The following is a 22,914-nucleotide window of genomic DNA, read 5'->3' on the forward strand; positions in this document are numbered from 1 at the left end:
GCGTGGGGGCCGAAGTACGTGAAGGCCCCCTTCACTGCGCTAGACGCAGTGAAGGGGGCCTTCACGTACTTACCGGAGGGCTACAGCTTCGCGCACTGCCCGGCGGCCGGGCCGCGGACGGTGTTCTGCAGGTCGTAGTCCGTCGGAGCGGGGGAGTTGGCCGCGCACGCCAGAGGTCCGCCGATCGTGCTGGCAGTCAGCACCGGCCCCTTGTTGCCCGTCAACGCCACCGGCCCGCCGATCTCGGTCAGCTCGATCGAGACCGCTCCGGTCGTCCCGGTGATCGCCACCGGGCCGCCCACCTTCGTCCGGTCCAGCACGACCTGCGCCGCGCCGGTCGCCGTCAGCGGCCCGGAGATCGAGCCGCCGCGGACGATCAGGCTCGCACCCGCCGACACCGACACCGGACCGGAGATCGTCGCCCCGTCCACACAGGTCACCCCGTTCCGCACGGTCAGCGGACCCTTGCGCTCGCCGGTGATCGTCTCCGTGCACGTCGCGTCGGGCTTGCCCAGCACTTCGAACTCCGCCAGCGACGCCTCGCCACCCGTGGTCGCGGTGACCTCGAGCCGGTAGTAGGCGTAGTGCGCCGGATTCGCGATCTTGAACGCCCTGGTCTGCTGACGCCACTGGAACGTCTGGTCGGTCCGCTGGTCCGCGACCGCCCACGTCTTCCCGTCGTAGGAGCCCTTCAGCACCCAGCTCTTCGCGTCACCCGCGCCCTTGCCCGAAGTCAGCGTGTAGAACGAACCCGCCTCGTTCGTCGAGGGAACCTGATACTGGATCGGCGCCTTGACCTTCGCCTCGGTCCGCGACGTGTTGTCGAAGAACGCGGCGTCCGCGCCGGAGACCGGCTTGGTCAGGTCGTGCACCGGGGTCGGCACCGCGTCGCCCTTGGTGATCGACTTCGGCGCGTCGTCCGGGCCGGTACCCCACGACGACGGGTTCGGGCCCATGTCGAAGTCGAGCGTCCCGCCGTTCGCGATCGCCGAATGCGGCAACGACGTCGAGGTCTGTGCCTTGCCGTTCACCTTCAGACCCTGCACGTAGACGTTCTTCGCGCTGTTCTTCGGCGCGTTGACCACGATCTTCTTGCCGCCGGGCAGGTTCACGGTCGCCTTGGTGAACAACGGCGAGCCGATCGCGTAATCCGAGCTGCCGACCTGCAACGGGTAGAAGCCCAGCATGCCGAACAACCACCAAGCCGACTGCTCGCCGTTGTCCTCGTCACCGCCGTAGCCCTGGCCGAGCTCACTGCCGACGTACAACCTGGCCAGCGCCTCGCGCACCTTGGCCTGCGTCTTCGACGGCTGACCCGCGTAGTCGTACATGTAGAGCGTGTGATGCGCGGCCTGGTTCGAATGCGCGTACATGCCCATCCGCACGTCCCGCGCCTCGGTCATCTCGTGGATGACCCCGGGATAGGTGCCGAATTTGAGCCCCTGTTCCGGCTTGGCGAAGAACTCGTCCAATTTGGACGCCAGCCCCGCCTTGCCGCCGAAGAGGTTCGCCAGGCCCTGTCCGTCCTGCGGGACCGAGAACCGCATGCCGTAGGCGTTGGTCTCGGTGTAGTCGATACCCCAGACCTCCGGGTCGAACTCCTCCTTGCTCCGGGTGAACTTGCCCGCCGCGTCACGCCCCTGGAAGAAGCCGACACTCGGATCGAACACGTTCACGTACTGCGTCGCCCGCTCGGTGAAGTACCCGTAGTTGTCCAGGTACTCCTGCTTGCGCGGGTCGTTCGCCGGAGCCTCGTCGTGGAGCTTCTTCGACATGTTCGCGATCGCGTTGTCGTTGACGTAACCCTCGATCGCCCACGAGAACCCGTGGTCCGCGGTGTTCGGCGCGTACCCGAGGAACGTGCCCTCGTCGATGCCCTTGCGGCCGACCGCGCCGTTCGGCGGGGTCACGGTGGCGTTCTTGATCGCCGAGTCGTAGGCCGACTTGACGTCGAAACCCTTGACCCCCTTGAGATAGGCGTCCGCGAACGCGGCATCCGAACTGGTCCCGGTCATCAGATCCGCGTACCCGGGCGAGGACCAGCGCGAGATCCAGCCGCCGTCACGGTACTGCTGCACGAAACCGTCGACGAGCCTGCCCGCGGTGTCCGGGCTGAGCAGTGAATACGCCGACCACACCGTGCGGTAGGTGTCCCAGAACCCGTTGTTGACGTAGAACTCGCCGTCGACCAGTTTCGCCCCGGTCTGCGTCGGCGTGTCCGGGCCGGCCTTGGGCGACACCGGGCTCGCGTACTTCTTCACGGGCTTCTCGATGGTGCCGACGTTCTCGAAGCCCGAGTTCGGGTACAGGAACAGGCGGTACAGGTTGGAGTACAGCGTGATCAGCTGGTCCTTCGAGGCGCCTTCGACCTCGATGACCTTGAGCTTCTCGTCCCACGCGTTCTGCGCGGCGCCGGCGACGGACTCCAGCGTCGCGTTCGGGGCGAGCTCCTGCTCCATGTTCTTCTTCGCCTGGTCCACGCTGATCAGCGACGTCGCGATCCGCATGTTCACCGTCTTGTCGGCGCCCGCGTCGAACTTCAGGTAGCCGAGGACGTTGTCCCGCTTCTGGTCACCCGAACCGGTCGACAGCTTCGAACCCGCGGTCACCGGCTTGTCGAAGGTGGCGTGGACGAACATCCGGGTCGCACCGGCCGAGAGTCCACTGCGGACGTCGCTGTACCCGGTGATGGACCGGCCCGCGGGGTCGAGGGTCAGCCCACCGTTGTTGTTGACGTTGTCGAAGATCAGGTTCGAGTCCGCCCCGGGGAACTTGAAGCGGTACAGCGCCGCGTGATCGGTCGGCGCGACCTCGGCCTTGATCCCGTTCTCGAAGTCGACGCCGTAGTAGTGCGCCCGCGCGGTCTCGTTCGAGTGCTTGAACGGCAGTTTCCGCGCCTCACGGTCGGGATTCGGCACCCCGGACGCGGTGGAGGGCAGGAACTGGAAGGTCTGCCGGTCCGCCATCCACGGGCTCGGCGCGTGGCTCGCGGAGAACGCCTGCAGCGCCGGCAGGTTCTGCTCGTTGTTGCGCGAGTGGTACGAGTACATCCAGCTCAACGTGCCCGCGTCGGTCGTCGGGATCCAGAAGTTGAACCCGTGCGGAACCGCGGTGGCGGGCATGTTGTTCCCGCGCGAGAACGACCCGTTGGACAGGGAACCGCGCGTGGTCAGCACGTTGTCGGACGGCCGGAGGCTCGCCGGCGGCGTCGGCGTCGCCGAGACCTTGATGTCGTCCAGCCAGCCCTGCAGCGAGCCCGGGCCGTCGGCGTTGTCGTAGCCGACGAGGATCCGGTCGACCGTCTTGCCTTTCGCGACCACGCCGATCTGCGAGCGCACCAGGTTCCACTGGTTGGTGTAGAGCACCTTGCTCGCGCCCTGGCCCTGCGGGGAGAGCCCGAAACCGTACTGGTCGACCGCGCCGAGCTGGCTCAGGTAGGTGCCGTCGGTGAACGCCAGGTCCACCGCGACGTTCGTGCTCGGGTACTTGAGGTCGCCGCGGATGAACTCCGGCTGCACCTTGTACGACAGCTCCGAGGTCGCCGCCACCGGGATGTCGACGTCGAAGATCTTGTTGTACGACCAGCCGTGCCCCTGCGCCTTGTGGCTGCCGGAGTAGCGGAACGCGCGCAGACCGGTGAACCCGACCCGGTTCTTGCTGGTGTACCCGCTGCCCGGGCCGCTGTCGGTGAAGCTGCGCATGTTCGGCAGCGCCGGCGGGGCCGGGTCCTCGTTGGCCAGCAGCAGCTCCGAGAGCTGCAGGATCGGGCCGCCGTTGTTCTTGGTGACCTCGAGCCGGAAGAACTTGTACGCGGCGCTCGCGGCGGCGAGGCGGTACTCCTTCTTCTGGAACGGCTCGCTGAACTTCTGCCCGGTCTGCGTGTCCAGATCGGTCCACGACCGGCCGTCGGCGGAGCCCTTCAGCGTCCAGTCCTGGGGGTTGCGGTTGTCGAAGTCGTTCGCCGAGGACAGCGCGTACCGGGTGATCGACGTCGGCTCGGACAGCGTGATCTGCGCCCAGCCGGTCGGGGTCCAGGCCAGCCATTTGGTGTCGGTCGAGCCGTCGACGAGGTTCGCCACGCCCTCGTTCGGGGTGTTCTCGCTGTTGGCGGAGACCTCGGTGACCTTGCCGCGGATGTCACCGGGGATGGTGGTGGCGTTCGCGCCGTCGACACCGAAGGCCTTCGGCTTGCCGGACGGGTCGACGTCGACGGTGTCGCTCCAAGTCGGCTGCGGTTCGCCCGGCTCGAACGAGGAGTAGAAATCCGCTGGGGCCTCTTCGGCCGCGGCGGTGGCAGGGAGGGCTACCAGCCCGGACGCCACGACCGTGGCACTCAGAAGGCTGCAGACCCAAGGTCTGACGCTTCGGGGCATCGTTGCACCAATGCTTTCTCGCAGGGGGACCGGTGACGCCCAGAGAGAAAAACTCGGTTGTGACATCGATGTCAAGACACTCGGACAAACCTGGCCCGAACTGGACAACCCGGATGCCCGGAAACCTGGTGGACAACCGATGGGGCCGGGGCCAGGGTGAAGACACGACTGAAGCCGATCCGGGAAACTGGGGTGGGGACATGCGGCGGTTGTCCATGCTCGGCGTGGCAGCGCTCATCACGGCAGGCTCGATACTCACGGCTCCGGCGGCCACCGCCGGCGAAACGACGTTCCGCCCGGTGCGCACCTGCGCCGACCTGGTGCGGACCTATGACATCCCCGGCGCGGTCACGCACGTCGAGACCGCGACCGTGGTACCGGCGACGGCGACCGAACCGGAGAACTGCGACGTGCGCGGCCACGTCGAACCCGCTGTGCGGTTCCAGCTGCGGCTGCCGACCCAGACCTACGCGGGCCGGTACCTGCAGTTCGGCTGCGGCGGATTCTGCGGGGTGGTCACCACGCCTCCGTTCGCCGATTGCGGTCTCCCGCACGGCGGCGACGTCGCGGTCGCGGCCACCGACGACGGTCACGTCGGCAAGACCCCCGCTGTCGTCGATGACGGCAAGTGGGCCGAAAACGACCAGGCCGCGCGCGACGACTTCGCGTTCCGTGCGCCGCACGTGGTCTCGAAGGCGTCCAAGCGGCTGATCACGCAGTTCTACGGCGCTCCGCCGAAGAAGTCGTACTTCAGTGGTTGCTCGGACGGCGGTCGCGAAGCGCTTCTGCTCGCACAGCGCTATCCCCACGACTTCGACGGCATCGTCGCGGGCGCGCCCGCCGGATACTGGGGGCCGCTGCTCGGCGTCTACCAGACCTGGCTCGCCAAGGTGAACACCGGCGCCGACGGCAAGCCGATCCTGACCGAGGACAAACTCCCGGCCCTGCACGCCGCCGCACTGTCCTCTTGCGACAAGTCCGACGGGCTCGGCGACGGTGCCATCGACGATCCGCGCACCTGCCGTTTCGACCCGGCCACGATCGCCTGCCCGCCGGGCACCGACAACGCGGGCTGCCTCACCGCCGCACAGGTCGAAGCCACCAGGAAGCTCTACGCGCCGCCGACCGACGAACACGGTCGCAAGCTATACCCCGGCGGCCAGACCGTCGGCTCCGAGCTCTCCTGGTACGGCTGGATCATCCCGTCCCCGGAAACCGGCGGGATTCCCTTCGCGCACGCGCTCGCCGACAACTACCTGAAGTACATGGCCTACCCGATCGGGACACCGCATTCGTCGGTCGAGAAGTTCGCCTTCACCGCTCGTGAATTCGACAGGCTGACCCCGGAAGGCGTCCGCTCCAACGCGATGGCTCCGGACCTGCGCGAATTCCGGCGCGCGGGCGGGAAACTCGTCATCTGGCACGGCTGGGCGGACCAGGCGATCCCGGCCGCGGGCAGCATCGACTACTACGAGCGGCTCACCCGCGCCAACGGCGGCCCCGCCGCGACGCGGGACTGGGCGCGGCTGTTCATGGTGCCCGCGCTGTACCACTGCGCGACCGGCGACAAGCTGACCGAGTACGACCCGCTGAAGGAGCTCGTCTCCTGGGTCGAGCGTGGCACCGCGCCGGACCGGACGATCGCCACCGGCCGCGACGCCGACGGCAAGGTGTTCCGCACGCGGCCGGTGTTCCCGTACCCGCTGCAGGCGAAGTACGACGGCACCGGAAGTGTCGACGACGCCGCGAACTTCGTGCCCGTCCCGCCTTCGCGGCCCTCGCACGATCTTGTGAACTGGGCGGGGAACGGTCTGTACGGGAAGGCTGGACCGGTCGCTCCGTAGGCCTAGCGACCACTACGACAGCGCGTGAAGGCCCCCTTCCCTCGGCTGAGCCGAGGGAAGGGGGCCTTCACGCGCTTCTCAAGAGCCAGTCAGGAAAGGACGCCGTCCAGCAGTCGTACCCGCCGGTCCGCGATCCGGTGCACCTCGTCGTCGTGCGTCGCCACGATGACCGCGGCACCCTCCTCGGCGCAGCGCCGCAGCAGCCGAAGCACCCGGGGCGTGCTCCCAGCGTCCAGATGCGCCGTCGGCTCGTCGGTGAGCAGGACCCGGGGCCGCCCGCTGACCGCCCTGGCCAGCGCGACCCGTTGCTGCTGACCGAACGAGACCTCGAGCGGATAGCGGTCCCCGAGATCGCCGATCCCGAGTTCCTCCAGCAGCTCCGAAACCCGCGTGTGGATGTCCTTCGCGCTGGGTTTGGGGACGTCGGACCGGAGCCGCAGCGGCAGCGCGACGTTCTCCGCGATGGTCAGCTCGTTCGCGAGGCCGAGCGCCTGCGGCAGGACCGCGCAGGTGTGCCACGGCGGCGCGCCCGCTATCGGGACGCCGTCCAGCAGGACACTGCCGGAATCGGGCGAGTCGAAACCGCACAGCAGCGCCAGCAGCGCGCTCTTGCCGGAACCCGACCGGCCGGACACGGTGACCAGTTCGCCCGCGGCCACCCGCAGTTCGAGTCCGCGCAGCACTTCGACGTCCCCGCTGGGATGGGGGAACCGGCGGCGCAACCCGACGGCCTCGAGGGCGGGTTCCGCCATCACGGCACGACCTCCCGTTCTTCGACTTCTTCCAGTCTGCCCTTGTGCATTCGCGCGACCCGGCTGCCGAGTTCGATGAGCCGGTCGTCGTGCGAGGCGACGATGACGGCGAAATCCTGACCCGCCAGGTACCTCAGGGTGTCGAGCACCCGGTCGGCGGAGCCTTCGTCCAGCTGGGACGTCGGCTCGTCGGCGAGGACGACGGTCGAGCGGCGGGCCAGGGTGCAGCCGAAGGCGAGACGCTGCTGCTGCCCGCCCGACAGCGCGGAAATCCGCCAGCTGCCGGTCCCGCCGAGTCCCAGCTGCTCGAGGATGTCGTCGGGAAGGCATTCGGTCCCTGCCGATTCCGCGGCCGCGCGCAGATTGTCCGCGACGCTCAGATACGCGAGCAGGTTGTCGGTCGGGTTCTGGAACACCAGGCCGAGATGGTTCCGCCGCAGCGCCCGCCGGTCACGATGCCGCAGCTTGCCGGTTTCGCTGCCCTGGAAGGAGATCGTGCCCCGCACGGGCTGCTCGAAGAGGCCGAGCGTCCGCAGCAGGGTGGACTTGCCGGAGCCGGACGGCCCCGCCAGCACGGTGATTCCGCGCGCCGGGATGTCGAAGGTGACGTCTTCGACGCCGGTGACCGTGCCCGCCGGCGTCTGGTAGTCGACGCCGATCCCGCGCAGCCGGAAGATCGGTTTCTCAGGCACGGATCAACTCCGCGGTCCGGGCGGTGCGCACCGAGCGCATCGCGATCCAGCCCGCCAGCGCCACGACGAGCACACCGACGGCGAGCACGGTCAGGGCGAGCGGGGTCGGGTCGGGTAGTGCCGACTGCGGTGGGAGGAACGTCGCCGGGTCGAACCGTGGCACCGAAAGCCCCGCGACCGAGACACCGCATACGACGCCGATGACCACAGCGAGCCCGCTCAGGGCACCCAGTTCCATCAAATGGCTCGCCAGCAGGGCACGCGGCCGCATTCCCATCCGCAGTACCAGGGCGCCGGCCAGCGCGTTCTGGCGCCGCCGGACTTCGACCGCGACCAGCAGCGACAGCACGGCCACCACGCCGAGCACGGCCCCGAGCAGCGCCATGAACGAGAACGTCCACGCCACCACGTAGAACGGGAGCGCGTCGAGCGCCGACTCACGGGTGACGCGGTTGACCGCCGTCACCACTCCCACCGAGGCCAGCGCTTCGGTCACGTGCGTCATCGACGAGCTCGACAGCACGCTCCACTTGGGCACGGTGCGCAACTGCGCCTCGGTGAGCGATTCCCGCGAGATCACGTAGCCGGCCTTGGTGCCGATGATCGGGAACATCGGCAGTTCACCGATCGCCTCGGCATCGGCGAGTCCGGCGGGCAGCGTGGTCTTCTGGGCGGCGTCGTGTCCGATCCGGATGGCCGGGACACCGGCAGCCTGGCCTGACAGACCGCTCAGCAGCCGGTCGACCTCGGCGCCGTCGAGCGGGCCGAGCGTGGCGGCCTGCCGGAAGGTCCGCGGGTCCACGACCAGCACGACATTGCCGGTGCCGGTCAGCTCGCCGACGATCGTGGTGCTGCCGTCCAGTGAGGCGGGCAGCGCGACCTTCCCGGTGCCGACGACGCTTTCGGTGTCGACCCTGGTCTCGGCCCCGACGAAGATGGCGGACTTCGTCTGCAGGGCCTCTTCCTGACCGCGCGCGATGCCGATGCCGGTGGCCAGGGTCCCGATGGCGAGCGTGCCGATCACGAGTACACCGGTGACCGGCGCGCGGGCGCTGGCGAGCCGCCGGATGGCCAGCTGCAGAGCGGGCCGGGACCACAGGCGGGCGCGATGCGACGCGTGCAGGGCGAGCCAGGCCAGCCGTGCGGCGACGAGCCCGACCGTGAGTACGACGAACACCGGATACGTGAGCGCCAGCGGATCGACCTGGGGAAGCGGATTGCCGATCCGCGAACCCTTGCTGTAGTCGACGAGCCGGTTCCAGCCGAGCAGGGCGACACCCGCGGTGAGCAGCTCCCACGGGAAGAAGGCCAGGAACTTCACCTTCTTGCGCCGTCCGGAGCGGACCCGGCCGAGTTCGAACTCCCGATGGGTCCGGACGGAGATCACCCCGGCGAGCAGCGCGAGGGAGATGAGCAGGATCGCGGCCGCGACCAGCGATCCCCAGAACGTCGCGCCGTCGTCCAGTTCGCCCGGTGGTCCGTAAAGCCCGAGCAACAACCGGGCGAGCGCCGCGCCCGCCGCACCACCGGCGACGATCGGAAGCCCGAGTTCGGCGACCGCGAGCAGCCCCAGCGCCCCGGGGCCGCTGCCCCGCGCGGACAGCAGCCTCAGCTGGGGGTGCCGCCGCTGGTACCACTGCAACGCGACGGTGCCGATCCCCGCGCAGCCGACGAGGATGCTGATGGCCGCGAGCGGCAGGATCGAGATCAGGACATTCGATTCCGCCTGGTTGCTGATCTCGACCGAGCGCTCGAACGGCAGAGACCCGACGATCGCGTCACCGAGGCCGCGGGAGCCGAGATCCGCCTTGACCGCGGCGATGAGGGCCTTCGAACGTTCCTGCAGGTCCTCGGCTTCGCTCACCGTCTTGGGCGGAGCCTCGTAGAACGACATGTGCAGCGTCTTGATCGTCGGGACGCCCAGCGCGCGGACCGTGTCGTCGAACGTCTTCCCGTCGTCGGCGAACATGACCGAGTCGAGCGGATCGTTGGCGAGCCTGCTCACGACGGCGTTCCGCTGCTGTGAACACCACCAGCGCGGCGCCGGGTCGGGAAGGTCGCGGTACAGCCCGGTCACCGGAGGAATCGGGGTGCCCTTGATGCTCGGGGTGGCCCCTACCTTGATGTTCTCCGCTCCGGCGACGACGGTGCCGAGCAGGAAACCGGCGCCCGCGGATCCGCTCGCCACGTCGAGATGACCCTGCGTGGCCTGGTCACGATGGGCGAGGACGACCTTGTAGTTGGGGTCACCGTTGAACTCGGTGCCGAAGAGGTAAGGCGTGTAGCGGGAGGTCACCGGTGCGGAGAAGCCGTGCGCCGGGGCGTTCCGGCGGACCGAGTCGACGACCTGCGGAGCCACCGCGGCGGGCACGTTGTCCTTGCTGAAGACCGGCCCGTAGTAGTCCGGGCACACCATGCCGGACTGATACGTCACGGCCGCGCCACCCGCGGCCGAGGCCTGCAGGACGGCCGCGGTGCCGAGGAAACACGCCAGCAAGGTGGTCACCGCGGCGATGATCAAGGTCAGAGGACTGGTCAGTGCCGCCTTCGGAGCAGCTCGCCACGGCATCGTCACCCTGGGCCCGCCGGGAGCCCCCCACCTCACCCGCATGGATACGCACGCTACCGGTCACGGCCCTCTGGCGACAGGAAGGAATCACTGTTTGTTGCGGACGTGAAGTAAGGCCTGGTCCATTGTGGTGATACGGGTACGTGATCACTGACTGTCCGTCACCAATCGATCGATCGGCGTCGCCTCACCCGCCTGACTCTCCGCCGAGAATGCGGTTTCTCCGATCGCCGCGACGATCATGCCGGTGATCCTGTCGACGTCGCCGCGTTCGGCTATCGGCAGGGGAGCCCCCACCGAGCGCCGCGAGGCCGCGGCGGCGCCGAGGAGCCGCGCGGCCAGGTGATACGAGCCGGCCGCCGCCTCCGCACCGGCCAGGCCTTCGAGACCGAGGGCGATCGCACGGGGATCCTCACTGTGACGGGCGATCGCGAGACCGTCCAGTTGGAGTCGCTTCGCCGCCACGACGTCTCCGCGTTGCTCGGCGATGAACCCGAGCTCCGCCAGGATCAGCGTGCTGCCTGCTTCGGACTCCACGCGGCGATGCCAGTCCAATATGGACAGCAGCCGCTGCTCCGCCTCCTCGAACAGCCCCTGACGCCGCGCGCCGAGGGCGAGCCCGGTCTCGGCGTAGACCTCGCCGGGTTTGAAACTGTGCTCGACGGCCAACGTCCTGGCCCGTTCGTGGAACTCCTTCGCTTCTTCGAAGTCGCCAGTGAGCAGCGCGGTCCGGCCCAGCCAGGACAGTTTGTAGGAGACCTCCGGCCACAGCTCCAGTTCCTCCGCGCGGCGCAGGCTTTCCCGATGGACGCGGGCGGCGTGGTCGTAGTCCCCGGCGATCGACGCCAGCATGCCGATGACGAACGAGGCCTGCAACCAGCCCCAGCGTTCGCCGAGCCCGTCGAAGACGGCGGCGCTCTGCGCGGCGATGCGGCCACCTCCGGTGAGGTCGCCGCCGGCGATCAGGTGGGCCGCTCGGTCGCTCAGCGCGGCGGCGGCGCTCCAATCGTCACCTATGTCGCGGGCGGTTTCCAGCGCGCCGAGGGTGAACTTCTCCGCCCGGCACAGATCACCGACCGTGGACCACGCGTAGCCGAGGAACCACAATGTTCGCGCCCGCACGAGGGGATCGGTGATGCCCCATACGGTCTCTTCTGCCGCGCCGTCCATGGCGGTGCCGTCGAGCACGGCGATCCCGGTGCGCCAGCCGAGCGCCTGCGCGTACTCGTCTCCGGTGGCGGCCTCGGTGCCGAGTACGAGATCCAGCGAGCGCTTGGCCTCGGTGAGCCGTCCGCGGAGGAACCAGAACCACACCGTCGCGTTCACCAGCCGCAACGCGAGCCGATGTTCTCCTTGCCGCAGCAGCGTTTCCAGCGCGCGCCGGGTGTTGGCCCCTTCGGCGTCCAGCCTGTCGAGCCAGCGCCGCTGCTCTCTCCCGCGCAGGCCCGTGTCCCCGCGTTCGGCCAGCTCCATGTGGAAGCGGGCGTGCCGCAAGTACAGGTCGTCGAGTTCACCCGCCTGCTCGGCGTGGTCCAAGGCGTACGCCGATACGGACTCCAGCAGCCGGAACCGGGGTTCGCCCGATCTGCCAGGCCTGCTGACCACCAGCGACCTGTCGACGAGCCGCGACACGAGGTCCAGCACATCGCCTGCGGCGATCTCGCCGCCGGCGCAGACCGACTCCGCCGCGTCGAGCCCGCAACCCTCGGCGTGGATGGCGAGCCTGCGCAGCACGATCTGCTCGGGCTCGCTCAACAGGCTCCAGCTCCAGTCGATCATCGCCCGGAGCGTCTGCTGGCGACGCGGCCCGCCTCGCCTGCCCGAAGACAGCAGGGCGAAGCGGTCGTCGAGGCGGGCGAGGAGTTCGTGCACACCCAGTGTCCGCACCCGGGTGGCGGCGAGTTCGAGCGCCAGCGGGATGCCGTCGAGAGTGCGGCAGATCCGGGCGACCACGGCCGCGTTCTCCGCGTCGAGCGCGAACCCCGGCGCGGCCGCCGCGGCGCGGGCGGCGAACAGCCGGACCGCGCTCGACTCCCGCACGGCGGCGAAATCCGGCAGCTCGGGCAGCTCCAGCGGCGGTACCGCCCAGACGTTCTCCCCAGGCAACCCGAGCGGCTCCTGGCTGGTGGCGAGCACGCGGAGCCGGGGCGCCGTCGCGAGCAGCTTTTCCACCAGCGCGGCGACCGGTTCGACGACCTGTTCGCAGTTGTCCAGTACGAGCAGGATCTCCTTGTCCCGCAACGCATCGGCCAGCGACTGGGTCAGCGTTCCGGTCGACGTCGCGTCCTCCCGGAGATCCAGCACGGCCGCCAGGACGACGGCGACGAGATCCTCGGGCGGGCACGTCGGGCACTCGACGTTGTCCAGACCCGCCAGCTCGACGAGCCAGGTGCCGTCGCCCATCTGGAGCTTCGAAGCGGCCTCGATGGCGAGCCGGGTCTTGCCCACGCCGCCGGGCCCGGTGAGGGTGACCAGCCGCGCGTCGGTGACGAGCGCTACGACCTCCTTGACCGCTGTCGTGCGGCCGATCAATTCGGTCAACGCCTCCGGCAGATTCCCGCGTACCGGCCGGGCGGCCCGGACCGGCTCGAGATCCGGACTGCGGGTGAGGATCGCCTGGTGCAACGCCGCGAGCTCCGGGCCCGGTTCGAGACCGGATTCGTCACGCAGGCGGGCGCGCAGTTCGGCGTAGGTTTCGAGAGCTTCACTGTGCCGTCCGGCCGCGTACAAGGCACGCATCAGCAGGCCACGGAGTCGTTCCCGGAGCGGATGGCGCGAGACCAGCCCGGCCAGCTCCCCGGTGAGGACGCCGTGTTCGCCGAGCGCCAGCCGGGCTTCGGCTCGCTCCTCTTCGGCGAGCAGCCTTTCCTCCTCCAGCCGCTGAGCGGCGGCGACGGCGAACGTCTCGTCCTCGAATCCGGCGTACGCGGGCCCTCGCCACAACGCCAGCGCATCCGCCAGCAAAGCGGCACGGGCACGCGGGTCGACGGCGTCGCGGGCACGGGCGGTGAGCGCGCGGAACCGATGGACGTCCAGGTCGCCCGGCTCGACGGCGAGGACATACCCGGCCGGCTGGTGCGTCACGAGTTCCCGCGCGCCTGGCTCGGCGCGATCCAGCGTGCGGCGTAGCTGAGAGACCTTCGTCTGCAAGGTGTTGCCCGGATTGACACCGACGCCGCCCTGCCGTCGCGGCTCAGCAGCCCGGCGAGCAGGAGGCGGACCTTCGCCTCGGGCACGACGACGGGCTCGCCCGCGGTCGTCCACACGGCGAGTGGTCCCAGCACTCCGAATCTCACGAAACCGACGTTAGCGCGGACCACCGACAAGACCGTGCGCGAGGCCGTGCGCGGACCCGCAGCGATCCGTGCGCGGCCCGCGTCACGGTGGTCCCATGAGCGAACACGGCAAGACCCCGGTGACGGTACTGGGGCTGGGCGCGATGGGAACCGCGCTCACAGAGGCACTACTGGCCGCGGGCCATCCGGTCACGGTGTGGAACCGGACCGCGAGCCGCGCCGAGGCGGTGGCGGCGAAGGGAGCTTCGATCGCTTCGACCGTCTCGGAGGCTCTCGCGGCGAACCACATCGTGATCGCCTGCCTGCTCGACTACGACTCGGTGCACGAGGTCCTCGACCCGGTGGCGTCCGAGCTCAAGGGACGGCAGCTGATCAACCTGACCAACGGCACCCCCGGCCAGGCACGCGAAATGGGTGCTTGGGCCGAAGAACTGGGCGCGGAGTACCTGGACGGCGGGATCATGGCCGTCCCGCCGATGATCGGCACCCCGGCGGCGTTCATCTTCTACAGCGGTTCGGGCACGGTCTTCGGCCGGGCACGCACCGCGCTCGACACCTTCGGCGGCGCCAACTACCTCGGTGCGGACCCGGGGCTGGCACCGTTGCACGACATCGCGCTGCTCAGCGGGATGTACGGGTACTTCATCGGCGTCATCCAGGCGTACGCGCTCGTCGGCTCGGCCGGGGTCAAGGCGCGGGAATTCGCGCCGCTGCTCCGAGCATGGATCGACGCGATGAGCGGCTTCCTGGAGCGCTCCGCCGAGCAGATCGACGACGGCGACTACGTGACCGACGTCGTGTCGAACATCGGAATGCAGGCGGCCGCCTACCCGAACCTCGCGCAGGCGGCGAAGGACCAGGGCATCAGCGCCGAGTTGCTCACGCCGCTCCAGTCGCTGATGGACCGGCGAGTCGCCGACGGCCGCGGCGCCGAAGACCTCATCGGCGTCATCGAACTCCTCAAGAAGTAAAGGAAAAAACAATGATCACACTGATCGGGCTCGGCCCGATGGGACAGGCCATGGTCCGGGTGCTCCTGGAGAACGGCCACGGAGTGACCGTCTGGAACCGCACCGCCGCCCGTGCGGACGACGTCGTCGCCGCGGGTGCGGTGCGCGCCGCGACCCCCGCGGACGCGGTTGCGGCGTCGGATCTGGTGTTGCTGAGCCTCACCGACTACGCCGCGATGTACGACATCCTCGGCAAGGCCGAAGATGTCCTGGCGGGCAAGGTGATCGTCAATCTCAGCTCGGACACCCCGGAGAAGACCCGCGAAGCCGCGGACTGGGTCGAGGCCAGGGGCGGGCGGTTCATCGCCGGTGGCGTGATGGTGCCCGCCGAACTGGTGGGCAAGGACGAGGCGTACGTCTTCTACAGCGGCCCGACCGACGTCTTCGAGAAGCACCGCGAAACGCTGGCGCTGATCGGGCGACCGGACTTCCTCGGTGAGGACGTCCGGCTGGCACAGCTGTTCTACCAGGCGCAGCTGGACATCTTCCTGACCTCGCTTTCGGTGTTCCTGCACGCGAGCGCGCTGGTCCGCTCGGCAGGCGTGCCCGCGCAGAAGTTCCTCCCGTACGCCAAGGACAACTTCACGATGATGGATTTCTACCTGGACGCCGCGGTCGAACAGATCGAGAAGCGCGAGCACCCCGGCGACGACGCCAACGTGACCATGATGGGCGCGACGGCCGACCACATCGTCCAGGCGAGCCGGGACGCCGGGATCGACGTGCTCCTGCCGGAGGCGGTCAAGTCGCACTACGATCGGGCGATCGCCGCCGGACACGGACGCAGCTCGTGGACCAGCCTCTTCGAGATCATCAAGGCGGACCACAAGTAGGTGCCTTGACCGACGATGTCACGTGGCTGACCGGACGACACGCGTGATCCGGCGGACGACACGGCCGCGGCCCGCGCACCCAGCAGGTGTGAAGGTCGAGTTCCTCGGCTGACCGTCGCGACGACCGATTCCGTGAAGGCCTCCTTGAGGGACCCAGAGTCCCTCAAGGAGGCCTTCACGGAACGGCCCGCGGAAATCTCACCCTGGGAGCTAGCCGTTCGTTCCAGTCGCGACGCCCAGAATCTCCAGGAAGGCCTTCGCCGCCGGAGTGACCGTGAAGCGGTTCCAGACGAGGTGTTCGATGCGCGCGGGCGCGTCCCGCACCGGCACGGTGACCACGTCGGTCAGGTTCGGCACGAATTTCGACGGCAGCAGCGCCACCCCCAATCCCTGATGGATGAGCCGCGCCATGAAGTCGGCGGCCGTCACCTCGAAGGCGACCTCCCGGGTCACTCCCGCCGCGGCGAAGGCCTGGTCCGTCTGGGCGCGTCCCGCGGATCCGGAGGGGAAGTCGACGAACACCTCCGACGAAAGCCGCTTCAAGTCCACTTCGGACTCGACGGCGAGAGGGTGTGCGGGAGCCACCACGGCGATCAGATCGTCGCGGCCCAGTTCGCAGGTGGCCACGCCGTCCGGCCGGTCGGTCACCGGGAGGCCGAGGAACGCGACCTCGATCGCACCGTCCTTGATCTGCTCCACCAGCTGCCCGCTCGCCCCGACCCGCAGCCCGATCCGGACGTGCGGATACCGGCCACGGAAGGTCTGCAGGGCAGCCGGGACGTCGACCGCCGCGACGGTCGGGATTACTCCGACCGTGAGGCGCCCGCGGATCTCGCCGACGGCCGCCGCGACCTCCGATCCGGCCCGCTCGGCGGCCTCCAGGCATTGCCGGGCGGCGGGCAGGAACGCCTCGCCGGCGAGGGTGAGCCGCACCCGGCGGCTCGTGCGCTCGAACAGCCGCGCGCCGAGTTCCCGTTCCAGCCGCGCGATCTGGTGGCTCAGCGCCGATTGCACGACGAGACACCGTTGCGCGGCGCGCGTGAAGCTGTTCGTCTCCGCCACGGCCACGACGTACCGCATCTGCTGAAGCTCCATTGATCCATCTTGAATCACGATGGATCAAGTGACAAACATGTGTTGGACTCATCGATCATCGGCGTCGAAGCTGGGAAGCGTGAAAACGCTGACGACCACACCGCTCGCCGCGGGTCTCGCCGGGACGGCGCTGACCGCCTTCGCCCCCATGGTCTGGGGGACGACCTACGTGGTCACCACCGAACTCCTCCCGCCGGGACATCCGCTTTTCGCGGGACTCATGCGCGCCTTGCCCGCCGGCCTGATCGTGCTCGCCATCACCCGTACCCTCCCGCGCGGCACCTGGTGGCTGAAGGCCGCAGCGCTCGGCGTCCTCAACATCGGGCTGTTCTTCCCCCTGCTGTTCGTCGCCGCCGAACGGTTGCCCGGCGGAGTCGCGGCCACCCTCGGCGCCGCCCAGCCGCTGCTCGTCGCGATCCTCGCCGTGGCCGTGTTGCGTCAGAGCCCGTCCGCGTGGCGGTTCGCCTGGGGGATCGTCGGGATCGTGGGTGTCGGCCTAGTGGTGATCGGGCCCGCGGCCGGCTTCGACCTCGTCGGGGTGCTCGCCGGGCTCGGTGGCGCGGGCACCATGGCGCTCGGCGTCACGCTCACCAAGCGATGGGGTCGGCCCGTCGACGTCGGGCCGACCGCGTTCGCCTCGTGGCAGCTCACCGCGGGCGGGTTGTTCCTGGTGCCGGTGACCTTCCTGGTCGAAGGCGCACCGCCCGCCATCGACCTGAACGCGGCCCTTGGTTACCTCTGGCTCGGTCTGATCGGCGGTCTGCTCGCCTACGTCCTCTGGTTCCGCGGCATCACGTCCTTGCCGGTCACCTCGGTCGCGGTCCTCGGCCTGCTCTCGCCGATGGTGGCCGCGGTGCTCGGCTCCGTGCTGCTCGGTCAGTCGCTCGGGCCGATCCAGCTCGCCGGGTTCGCGCTCGCCCTGGCCTCGATCGTGGCGGGCCAGATCACCCCGAAGAGCAAGCAGGAAGGCGTCGTCCGATGAGGATCGCCGTTGTCGGAGCGTCGGGAATGGCGGGTTCCCGGATCGTCGCCGAGGCCGTTTCCCGCGGACACCACGTCACCGCGGTCTTTCGCCGCACTCCACCGGCACTCCCGCATCCGGACGTGGAAGTCGTGCGCGGCGACGTCACCGATACCGGTCACATGAGGGCCGTCTTCGGGGGAGTCGATGCCGTCGTGGGGCGACGAGACCCGCACCCGGCGCCGAAGACACGGTCCCCCGCACGGTCACGGCCCTGCTCGACGCCGCGGCGGGCACTCGCGTCCTGGTCATCGGCGGCTCCGGGCCGTTGCGGTCGCCGTCCGGCGGGCTGGTGATCGACGACCCGGCGTTCGTACCGCCGGCGTGGCGGACCATCGCCTCGGCCAGTACGAGCCAACTCCGGGCATGCGAGGCCCACTCGGGGAACTGGGTGTACCTCAGCCCGCCCGCGATACTCGAGCCCGGTGTCAGGACCGGGGCCTACCGACGGGGAACGACGATCATCCTCACCGCGGAGGACGGATCGTCCGGGATCTCGGCGGAGGATCTCGCGGTCGCCGTCGTGGACGAACTCGAGAATCCGGGCAAGGACCGGCATTTCACCGTCGGGTACTGACGCTAGACCCGCCACTTCAGCTCGGGAGGGTCTCCGGGCGAGGGCGTCTCCGGACTTCGTTCGGCCTCGATCTGGATCTCGATGTTGGTCTTGTGCGAGATCGGGTCCCAGATTTCCTCGATCGGCGCCAACAGCGACTGGCTGACGCCTGCGCGCCGGGCACGCGCGGCGTACCACGCGAACCCGGCCAGGAAGAGGGGGAGGCTGAGAAACGCGGCCACGGGTGCCAGGAAATCCATGCACCGGACGATACAGTAACGTCGTGTATCCAGAAACGTTCTGTTACTGAATCGGGTGGGGCGATGACCAGGCTGACGCGGGCCGAGCAACAGCGGCGCACCCACGAGCACCTGCTGGAGGCCGGGCGTCAGGTCTTCCTGCGGCGCGGCTTCCTGGCGGCGACTGTCGAGGAGATCGCGGCCGACGCCGGGTACACCCGCGGCGCCGTCTACAAGCACTTCGGCGGTAAGGAAGGGCTGTGGCTGGCGATCATCGAAGCCGCCGCGGAGGGGCACTTGGAGCAGTTGAGGAAGACCCTCGCCCTCGCCGCCGGCCGGAACGACGTGATCGCGGCTCTGGCCCCTGTCGACGTGGTGGACAAGGACGCCGCCCAATGGAGCGCGGCGGCCGCGGAAGTGCTCGCCGCGACGGCGCAGCAACCGGAAACCGCCGCGCTCGTCGCCGCCGTCCAGCGGCGTCATGACGACGAGGTCGTCTCCCTGCTCGCCGAGCATGCGCGGCGACTCCGCCTCGAACCCGCCCTGCCGCTCCAGGAGGCCGTCGTGATGCTGGGCGCTCTGGGCATCGGGCTCGCCCTGCGTCAGGCGGTCGCACCGGCCGCCGATCCCGCCGCCATCCTCACTCACGTGCTGGACTCGGTGTTCCCGCCAGAGGCGACATGAGAAGCTCGTGCCCGTGATCGATTCCTTCACCACCGCCGACCTCGTGGACGAACACGGCGACCGGCTGCGCGTCTGCGACACCCAGTTCCGCCAGTTCGGCGGGCACCGGAAGTTCTCGGGCCCGATCCGGACCGTCTCCTGTCACGAGGACAACGGCCTGGTCAAGAAGCTCCTGGCCACTCCCGGTGACGGCGCCGTCCTGGTGGTCGACGGTGGCGGCTCGCTGCACAGCGCGCTCACCGGCGACATGATCGCGAAGTCCGCCGTCGACCACGGCTGGTCCGGCATCGTCGTCAACGGCGCGGTACGGGACAGCACCGAGCTCGCCGGGCTCCCGCTCGGGGTGAAGGCGCTCGGCACCAACCCGCGCAAGAGTTCCAAGGCGGGCGTCGGTGCTGTCGACGTCCCTGTCGGTTTCGGGGGAGTGACGTTCACTCCCGGCGACACGCTCTACGCCGATGACGACGGCGTCGTGATCCTTCCCGCGGCCGGCTCCTGAACCGGCTCAGACGACGATGACCCGGCGGCCACGGGTGTGCCCGGCATGGCTGTCGGCATGCGCCGCCGCGGCGTCAGCGAGCGAGTAGGCCTTCTCGACCGGGATGCGCAGCCTCCCCCGTGAGATGAGGTCGACGGCCTCGGCCAGTGCGTCCGGCACGCTCCCGGCCACGCCGGAAAAGCGGACACCGAACTCCGGCGCACCGAGATCGGCGATGGAGACGACCTTCGCCGGATCCCCGGTGAGCTCGACCAGTTCGGCGATCACCCCGGACCCGGCCAGATCCAGAGCGGCGTCGACGCGGCCGAGCCGCCGCACCCGCTCTTCCCAGCCCTCGCCGTAGGTCGTGGCGAGCGCGCCCAGGCCGCGCAGGTACTCCTGGTTCGCGGCCCCCGCCGTGCCGATCACCGCGATGCCGCGTTCCCGCGCGATCTGCAGCACCGCCGACCCGACCCCGCCGGACGCGCCGCTGACCAGAAGATTCTCGCCAGGGCGCACGCCGACTTCGCGGATCAGCCGGATCGCGGTCTCGACCACGGAGGGATATCCGGCCGCCTCCTCGAAGGTCAACCCTTCGGGCATCACGGCCCACGCCGTCAGCACGGCGAACTCGGCATAGGTGCTCGCGCCCTCGCCGAACACGAAGTCGCCGACGTCCACTCCGACGACACCTTCGCCGACCTCGTCCACCACTCCGGCGGCGTCCAGGCCCACGCCGGACGGCAACACGATCGGATGCGCGCCGAGAACCTGGCCTTCACGGATTCTCCAGTCGACGGGGTTCACCCCGGCGGCCCGCACCGCGATGCGCACCTGGCCCGGGCCGGCGTGCGGATCTACGGCGTCGACGAGCTGCAGGACTTCCGGACCACCGAACTCGGTGAAGATCACTTTCTTCATAAGATCGACCGTAGCACTAACCGTTAGCGTTTTGGAGCCGTTGTTGTTTTGGATCTGATAGCGTCACCGCATGACCGTGCCGACCGGACGTCGTGAGCGGAAGAAGGCCGCGACCCGTCAGAAGATCGCCGACACCGCGCTGCGGCTTTTCCTCGAACGCGGGTACGACGCGGTGGGTATCCGCGAGGTGGCCGCGGAGGCCGACGTGGCCGTCACGACACTCTTCTCCCACTTCGCCTCGAAAGAGGCCTTGGTTTTCGGGCAGGACGCGGAGTTCGAGCGTGGCCTCGCGCGGGCGGTCACCGAACGGGCCCCGCACGAGCCGCTCATTCCCGCGCTGCGCCGGGAGGTCCACGCGATGGTGCGCCACTGCACGGCGGACGGCGCCGCCCCGATCTGGCGCATGATCGACGAGTCGCCCGCGTTGCGGGAGTACGAGGATGCGATGCGGTTGCGTCACGCGGAGTCCCTGGCGGCGGCCATCGCGGCGGATCCGGAGTTGTCGCGGTCCGCGATCGCCTGCCGGACGATCGCGCGGTTCGTGATCGACGCCTACTCGCTCGGCCGTGAGGCGGCCGATCCGGAGGCCGCGGTGAACGAGATCTTCCGGATGATCGAAGCGGCCTGGGAAGCCGGCGATCCCGCTTGGTGAGGGGTGAAGCTGACGTGGCGGGTTGTGGACGTTCGCCGCGCAGGACTTTGCGGATTTCACGGCGAGTTTCTCGACCGGCCGGGACCTTTGGTGTCCACGTTGGTCACTCTTCGGTGGCGCATGCCGACTTTCTTCCTGCATGTCCGTTTCCGCGGAGGGGCGTGAGCGGTAAAGAGGGTTAGAACGACACTTGCCACTCACGACCCCGTGCAAGACTGCGGAAAGCGCTCGAATCGGGCGCCTGAATTCAGCTCTTCGTCCCTTGTGGACAGTCATTGAGGACCGTCTCGACAAAGCGGTTGCACATCACAATCTGGAGGGAACGCCGTGCTGACACAGGTCGCGGAGGGTGTGCTGGTCCATCAGAGCGCGTTGCTCGAGAACAACACGGTCGTCGTGGAGGGCGGGGACGGCGTGTTGCTCGTCGACCCCGGTATCACGAGCGGTGAAATGGCCTGTCTCGCGAACGATCTCTCCGAGTCGGGCCGATCGGTGGTGGCGGGTTTCGCCACGCATCCCGACTGGGATCACGTGCTCTGGCACCCCGAACTGGGTGACGCGCCTCGGTACGGCACCGCCCGGTGCGCGGAGTACCTGCGAGATCTGCGGTCGGCCGCGGACTGGAAGACCGGTGTCGCCGAGGGGCTGCCGCCGGAAATCGCCGGGGAGGTGCCGCTGGACCTGTTCGGCCTCATCGCCGGCCTGCCCGCCGGAACCACCCGGATCCCTTGGGACGGCCCGCACATCCGGATCGTCGAGCATCCGGCCCACGCTCCCGGTCATGCGGCGCTGCTGATCGAGGAACCTGGGGTGCTCGTCGCGGGCGACATGCTTTCCGACGTCCTGGTGCCGATGTTCGACGACCACGGGAATCCGGTCGAGGACTACCTGGCCGGGCTCCGGGTGATCGAAGACGTCGCGGGCGACGTCGACGTCGTCGTACCCGGCCACGGGGCCGTCGGCGGTGCCGGGGAACTGCGTGCACGGATCGACCTGGATCGGGCGTACGTGCACGCGCTGCGCGACGGCCGGACTCCGGACGACCCGCGAATCGGCCCGTCGGCGAAACCCGGCTGGGAATGGGTGAGCGATCTGCACGCCGGGCAAGCACAGAGGCTCGCCCGGAGACAGCCCTCAGCCTCTCGGCATGACACAGAGCTCCCGTGACTGCCCCGAAACGCTGCCACCGGAGGCACCGCCGCCCGTGGAGATCGCCACGGTCACCGCGATCGCCCCGCCGGTGACGATGACCGCCGCGGCGGCGAGGGAAGGTCACGCCATCAGGGTTCACTTGCGCGCGACGAGCCGTTCCACCAGCCCGAGTTTGAACCGCTCCCGGTGTTCCACGGCCAAACCGAGACCGTCCATTTTGTCGAGCGGGCGGCGGAGGAAGTGCTCACCCGCCATCGGCACGGTGATCTTTTCGGCGATCCACTGCAGACCGCGGACGGCGCGCGACGAGCTCGCGATGTGGTCGAGCAGGATGAGCCTGCCTCTTGGCCGGAGCACCCTGGCCATCTCCCGCAACGCCTTGCCGTCGTCGGGGATGGCGCAGAGTCCGAGAGTGCAGACCACCGTGTCGAACGAGTCGGCGTCGAAGGGCAGGTCATGGGCATCGGCCCGCCGTAACGTCACCGAGTGGCCGAGGCGTTCGGCGCGGCCGCGGGCGATGGCGAGCATGCCGTCACTGAGATCGATACCGGTGAGCGTGACGCCGGCGGGATAGAGCGGCAGGTTCAGGCCGGTGCCGACGGCGACTTCGAGGACTTCGCCGGTGGCCTGGCCGCAGGCCCACGCACGGGAATCGCCGAAGAGCTTCCGGTCAAGGAACTGCATCTCCCGGTCGTAGTTCTCGGATTTGCCGTCCCAGTAACGAGTCCATCGGGCGGGCCGGGTCAT

18 protein-coding genes and 1 pseudogene are annotated in these 22,914 nt (G+C 69.2%); 10 read left to right on the forward strand and 9 right to left on the reverse strand.

Features of this window, described 5'->3' with window-relative positions:
- Positions 1 to 80 precede the first annotated feature (80 nt).
- Entirely contained in the window at positions 81 to 4,373 is a 4,293-nt protein-coding gene (locus tag CVV72_RS07760) for a GH92 family glycosyl hydrolase (protein WP_219151722.1), read from the reverse strand.
- A 200-nt stretch (positions 4,374 to 4,573) separates the two neighbouring features.
- On the opposite strand from CVV72_RS07760, the gene CVV72_RS07765 reads away from it, so the two are divergent.
- Entirely contained in the window at positions 4,574 to 6,217 is a 1,644-nt protein-coding gene (locus CVV72_RS07765; protein ID WP_255632575.1) for a tannase/feruloyl esterase family alpha/beta hydrolase, read from the forward strand.
- An 89-nt stretch (positions 6,218 to 6,306) separates the two neighbouring features.
- Here the strand turns inward: CVV72_RS07765 and CVV72_RS07770 are convergent, their stop codons facing one another.
- From CVV72_RS07770 to CVV72_RS07785, 4 genes and pseudogenes are all read right to left on the reverse strand, one after another.
- The gene (locus tag CVV72_RS07770) at positions 6,307 to 6,969 is read right to left on the reverse strand and encodes an ABC transporter ATP-binding protein (protein ID WP_219151723.1); all 663 of its coding nucleotides are present in this window, start codon (positions 6,967 to 6,969) and stop codon (positions 6,307 to 6,309) included.
- Entirely contained in the window at positions 6,969 to 7,661 is a 693-nt protein-coding gene (locus CVV72_RS07775; RefSeq protein WP_219151724.1) for an ABC transporter ATP-binding protein, read from the reverse strand. Before CVV72_RS07775 ends, CVV72_RS07770 begins: the two co-directional genes overlap by 1 nt.
- Positions 7,654 to 10,230, reverse strand: a complete 2,577-nt coding sequence (locus CVV72_RS07780) for an FtsX-like permease family protein (protein ID WP_219153863.1) — start codon at positions 10,228 to 10,230, stop codon at positions 7,654 to 7,656. Before CVV72_RS07780 ends, CVV72_RS07775 begins: the two co-directional genes overlap by 8 nt.
- 147 nt (positions 10,231 to 10,377) lie before the next feature.
- Positions 10,378 to 13,526, reverse strand: a pseudogene (locus CVV72_RS07785) (BTAD domain-containing putative transcriptional regulator).
- Between the two features lie 95 nt (positions 13,527 to 13,621).
- Between CVV72_RS07785 and CVV72_RS07790 the strand changes: the two are divergent.
- The gene (locus tag CVV72_RS07790) at positions 13,622 to 14,497 is read left to right on the forward strand and encodes an NAD(P)-dependent oxidoreductase (RefSeq protein WP_219151725.1); all 876 of its coding nucleotides are present in this window, start codon (positions 13,622 to 13,624) and stop codon (positions 14,495 to 14,497) included.
- 11 nt (positions 14,498 to 14,508) lie between these two features.
- Complete coding sequence (locus CVV72_RS07795) at positions 14,509 to 15,369, forward strand: NAD(P)-dependent oxidoreductase (protein WP_219151726.1); 861 nt, start codon at positions 14,509 to 14,511, stop codon at positions 15,367 to 15,369.
- Positions 15,370 to 15,579: 210 nt separating this feature from the next.
- Here CVV72_RS07795 and CVV72_RS07800 read toward each other — a convergent pair whose 3' ends face one another.
- Positions 15,580 to 16,464, reverse strand: coding sequence for a LysR family transcriptional regulator (locus CVV72_RS07800; protein WP_219151727.1), 885 nt, complete (start codon positions 16,462 to 16,464; stop codon positions 15,580 to 15,582).
- 79 nt (positions 16,465 to 16,543) lie between these two features.
- On the opposite strand from CVV72_RS07800, the gene CVV72_RS07805 reads away from it, so the two are divergent.
- Genes CVV72_RS07805 through CVV72_RS41535 form a run of 3 tightly spaced genes read left to right on the forward strand, consistent with a single transcriptional unit; the run spans position 16,544 to position 18,062 of the window.
- A complete protein-coding gene (locus CVV72_RS07805) occupies positions 16,544 to 17,446 on the forward strand; it encodes an EamA family transporter (RefSeq protein WP_219151728.1) in 903 nt (300 codons plus the stop codon).
- A gap of 26 nt (positions 17,447 to 17,472) precedes the next feature.
- Positions 17,473 to 17,781 carry an NAD(P)H-binding protein gene (locus tag CVV72_RS41530; protein ID WP_255632760.1) on the forward strand — a complete coding sequence of 103 codons (309 nt, stop codon included), beginning with the start codon at positions 17,473 to 17,475 and terminating at the stop codon, positions 17,779 to 17,781.
- A complete protein-coding gene (locus CVV72_RS41535) occupies positions 17,754 to 18,062 on the forward strand; it encodes a hypothetical protein (RefSeq protein WP_255632825.1) in 309 nt (102 codons plus the stop codon). The genes CVV72_RS41530 and CVV72_RS41535 overlap by 28 nt, the downstream gene beginning before the upstream one ends.
- A 2-nt stretch (positions 18,063 to 18,064) precedes the next feature.
- On the opposite strand, the gene CVV72_RS07815 is transcribed toward CVV72_RS41535, so the two are convergent.
- Entirely contained in the window at positions 18,065 to 18,301 is a 237-nt protein-coding gene (locus CVV72_RS07815; RefSeq protein ID WP_255632576.1) for a hypothetical protein, read from the reverse strand.
- Between the two features lie 63 nt (positions 18,302 to 18,364).
- Between CVV72_RS07815 and CVV72_RS07820 the strand changes: the two genes are divergently transcribed.
- Entirely contained in the window at positions 18,365 to 18,964 is a 600-nt protein-coding gene (locus CVV72_RS07820; protein ID WP_219151729.1) for a TetR/AcrR family transcriptional regulator, read from the forward strand.
- Positions 18,965 to 18,977: 13 nt separating this feature from the next.
- Positions 18,978 to 19,463 (forward strand): ribonuclease E activity regulator RraA, encoded by a 486-nt coding sequence (rraA, locus tag CVV72_RS07825; RefSeq protein ID WP_219151730.1) that lies wholly within the window; start codon positions 18,978 to 18,980, stop codon positions 19,461 to 19,463.
- Between the two features lie 6 nt (positions 19,464 to 19,469).
- On the opposite strand, the gene CVV72_RS07830 is transcribed toward rraA, so the two are convergent.
- The gene (locus tag CVV72_RS07830) at positions 19,470 to 20,363 is read right to left on the reverse strand and encodes an NADP-dependent oxidoreductase (protein WP_219151731.1); all 894 of its coding nucleotides are present in this window, start codon (positions 20,361 to 20,363) and stop codon (positions 19,470 to 19,472) included.
- A gap of 70 nt (positions 20,364 to 20,433) precedes the next feature.
- On the opposite strand from CVV72_RS07830, the gene CVV72_RS07835 reads away from it, so the two are divergent.
- Positions 20,434 to 21,015, forward strand: a complete 582-nt coding sequence (locus CVV72_RS07835; protein ID WP_219151732.1) for a TetR/AcrR family transcriptional regulator — start codon at positions 20,434 to 20,436, stop codon at positions 21,013 to 21,015.
- Between the two features lie 327 nt (positions 21,016 to 21,342).
- A complete protein-coding gene (locus tag CVV72_RS07840) occupies positions 21,343 to 22,182 on the forward strand; it encodes an MBL fold metallo-hydrolase (RefSeq protein WP_219151733.1) in 840 nt (279 codons plus the stop codon).
- Between the two features lie 120 nt (positions 22,183 to 22,302).
- Here CVV72_RS07840 and CVV72_RS07845 read toward each other — a convergent pair whose 3' ends face one another.
- Positions 22,303 to 22,914, reverse strand: a complete 612-nt coding sequence (locus CVV72_RS07845; RefSeq protein ID WP_219151734.1) for a class I SAM-dependent methyltransferase — start codon at positions 22,912 to 22,914, stop codon at positions 22,303 to 22,305.

The sequence above is a fragment of the Amycolatopsis sp. TNS106 genome, assembly GCF_019330265.1.
GTDB classification, from domain to species: domain Bacteria; phylum Actinomycetota; class Actinomycetes; order Mycobacteriales; family Pseudonocardiaceae; genus Amycolatopsis; species Amycolatopsis lurida.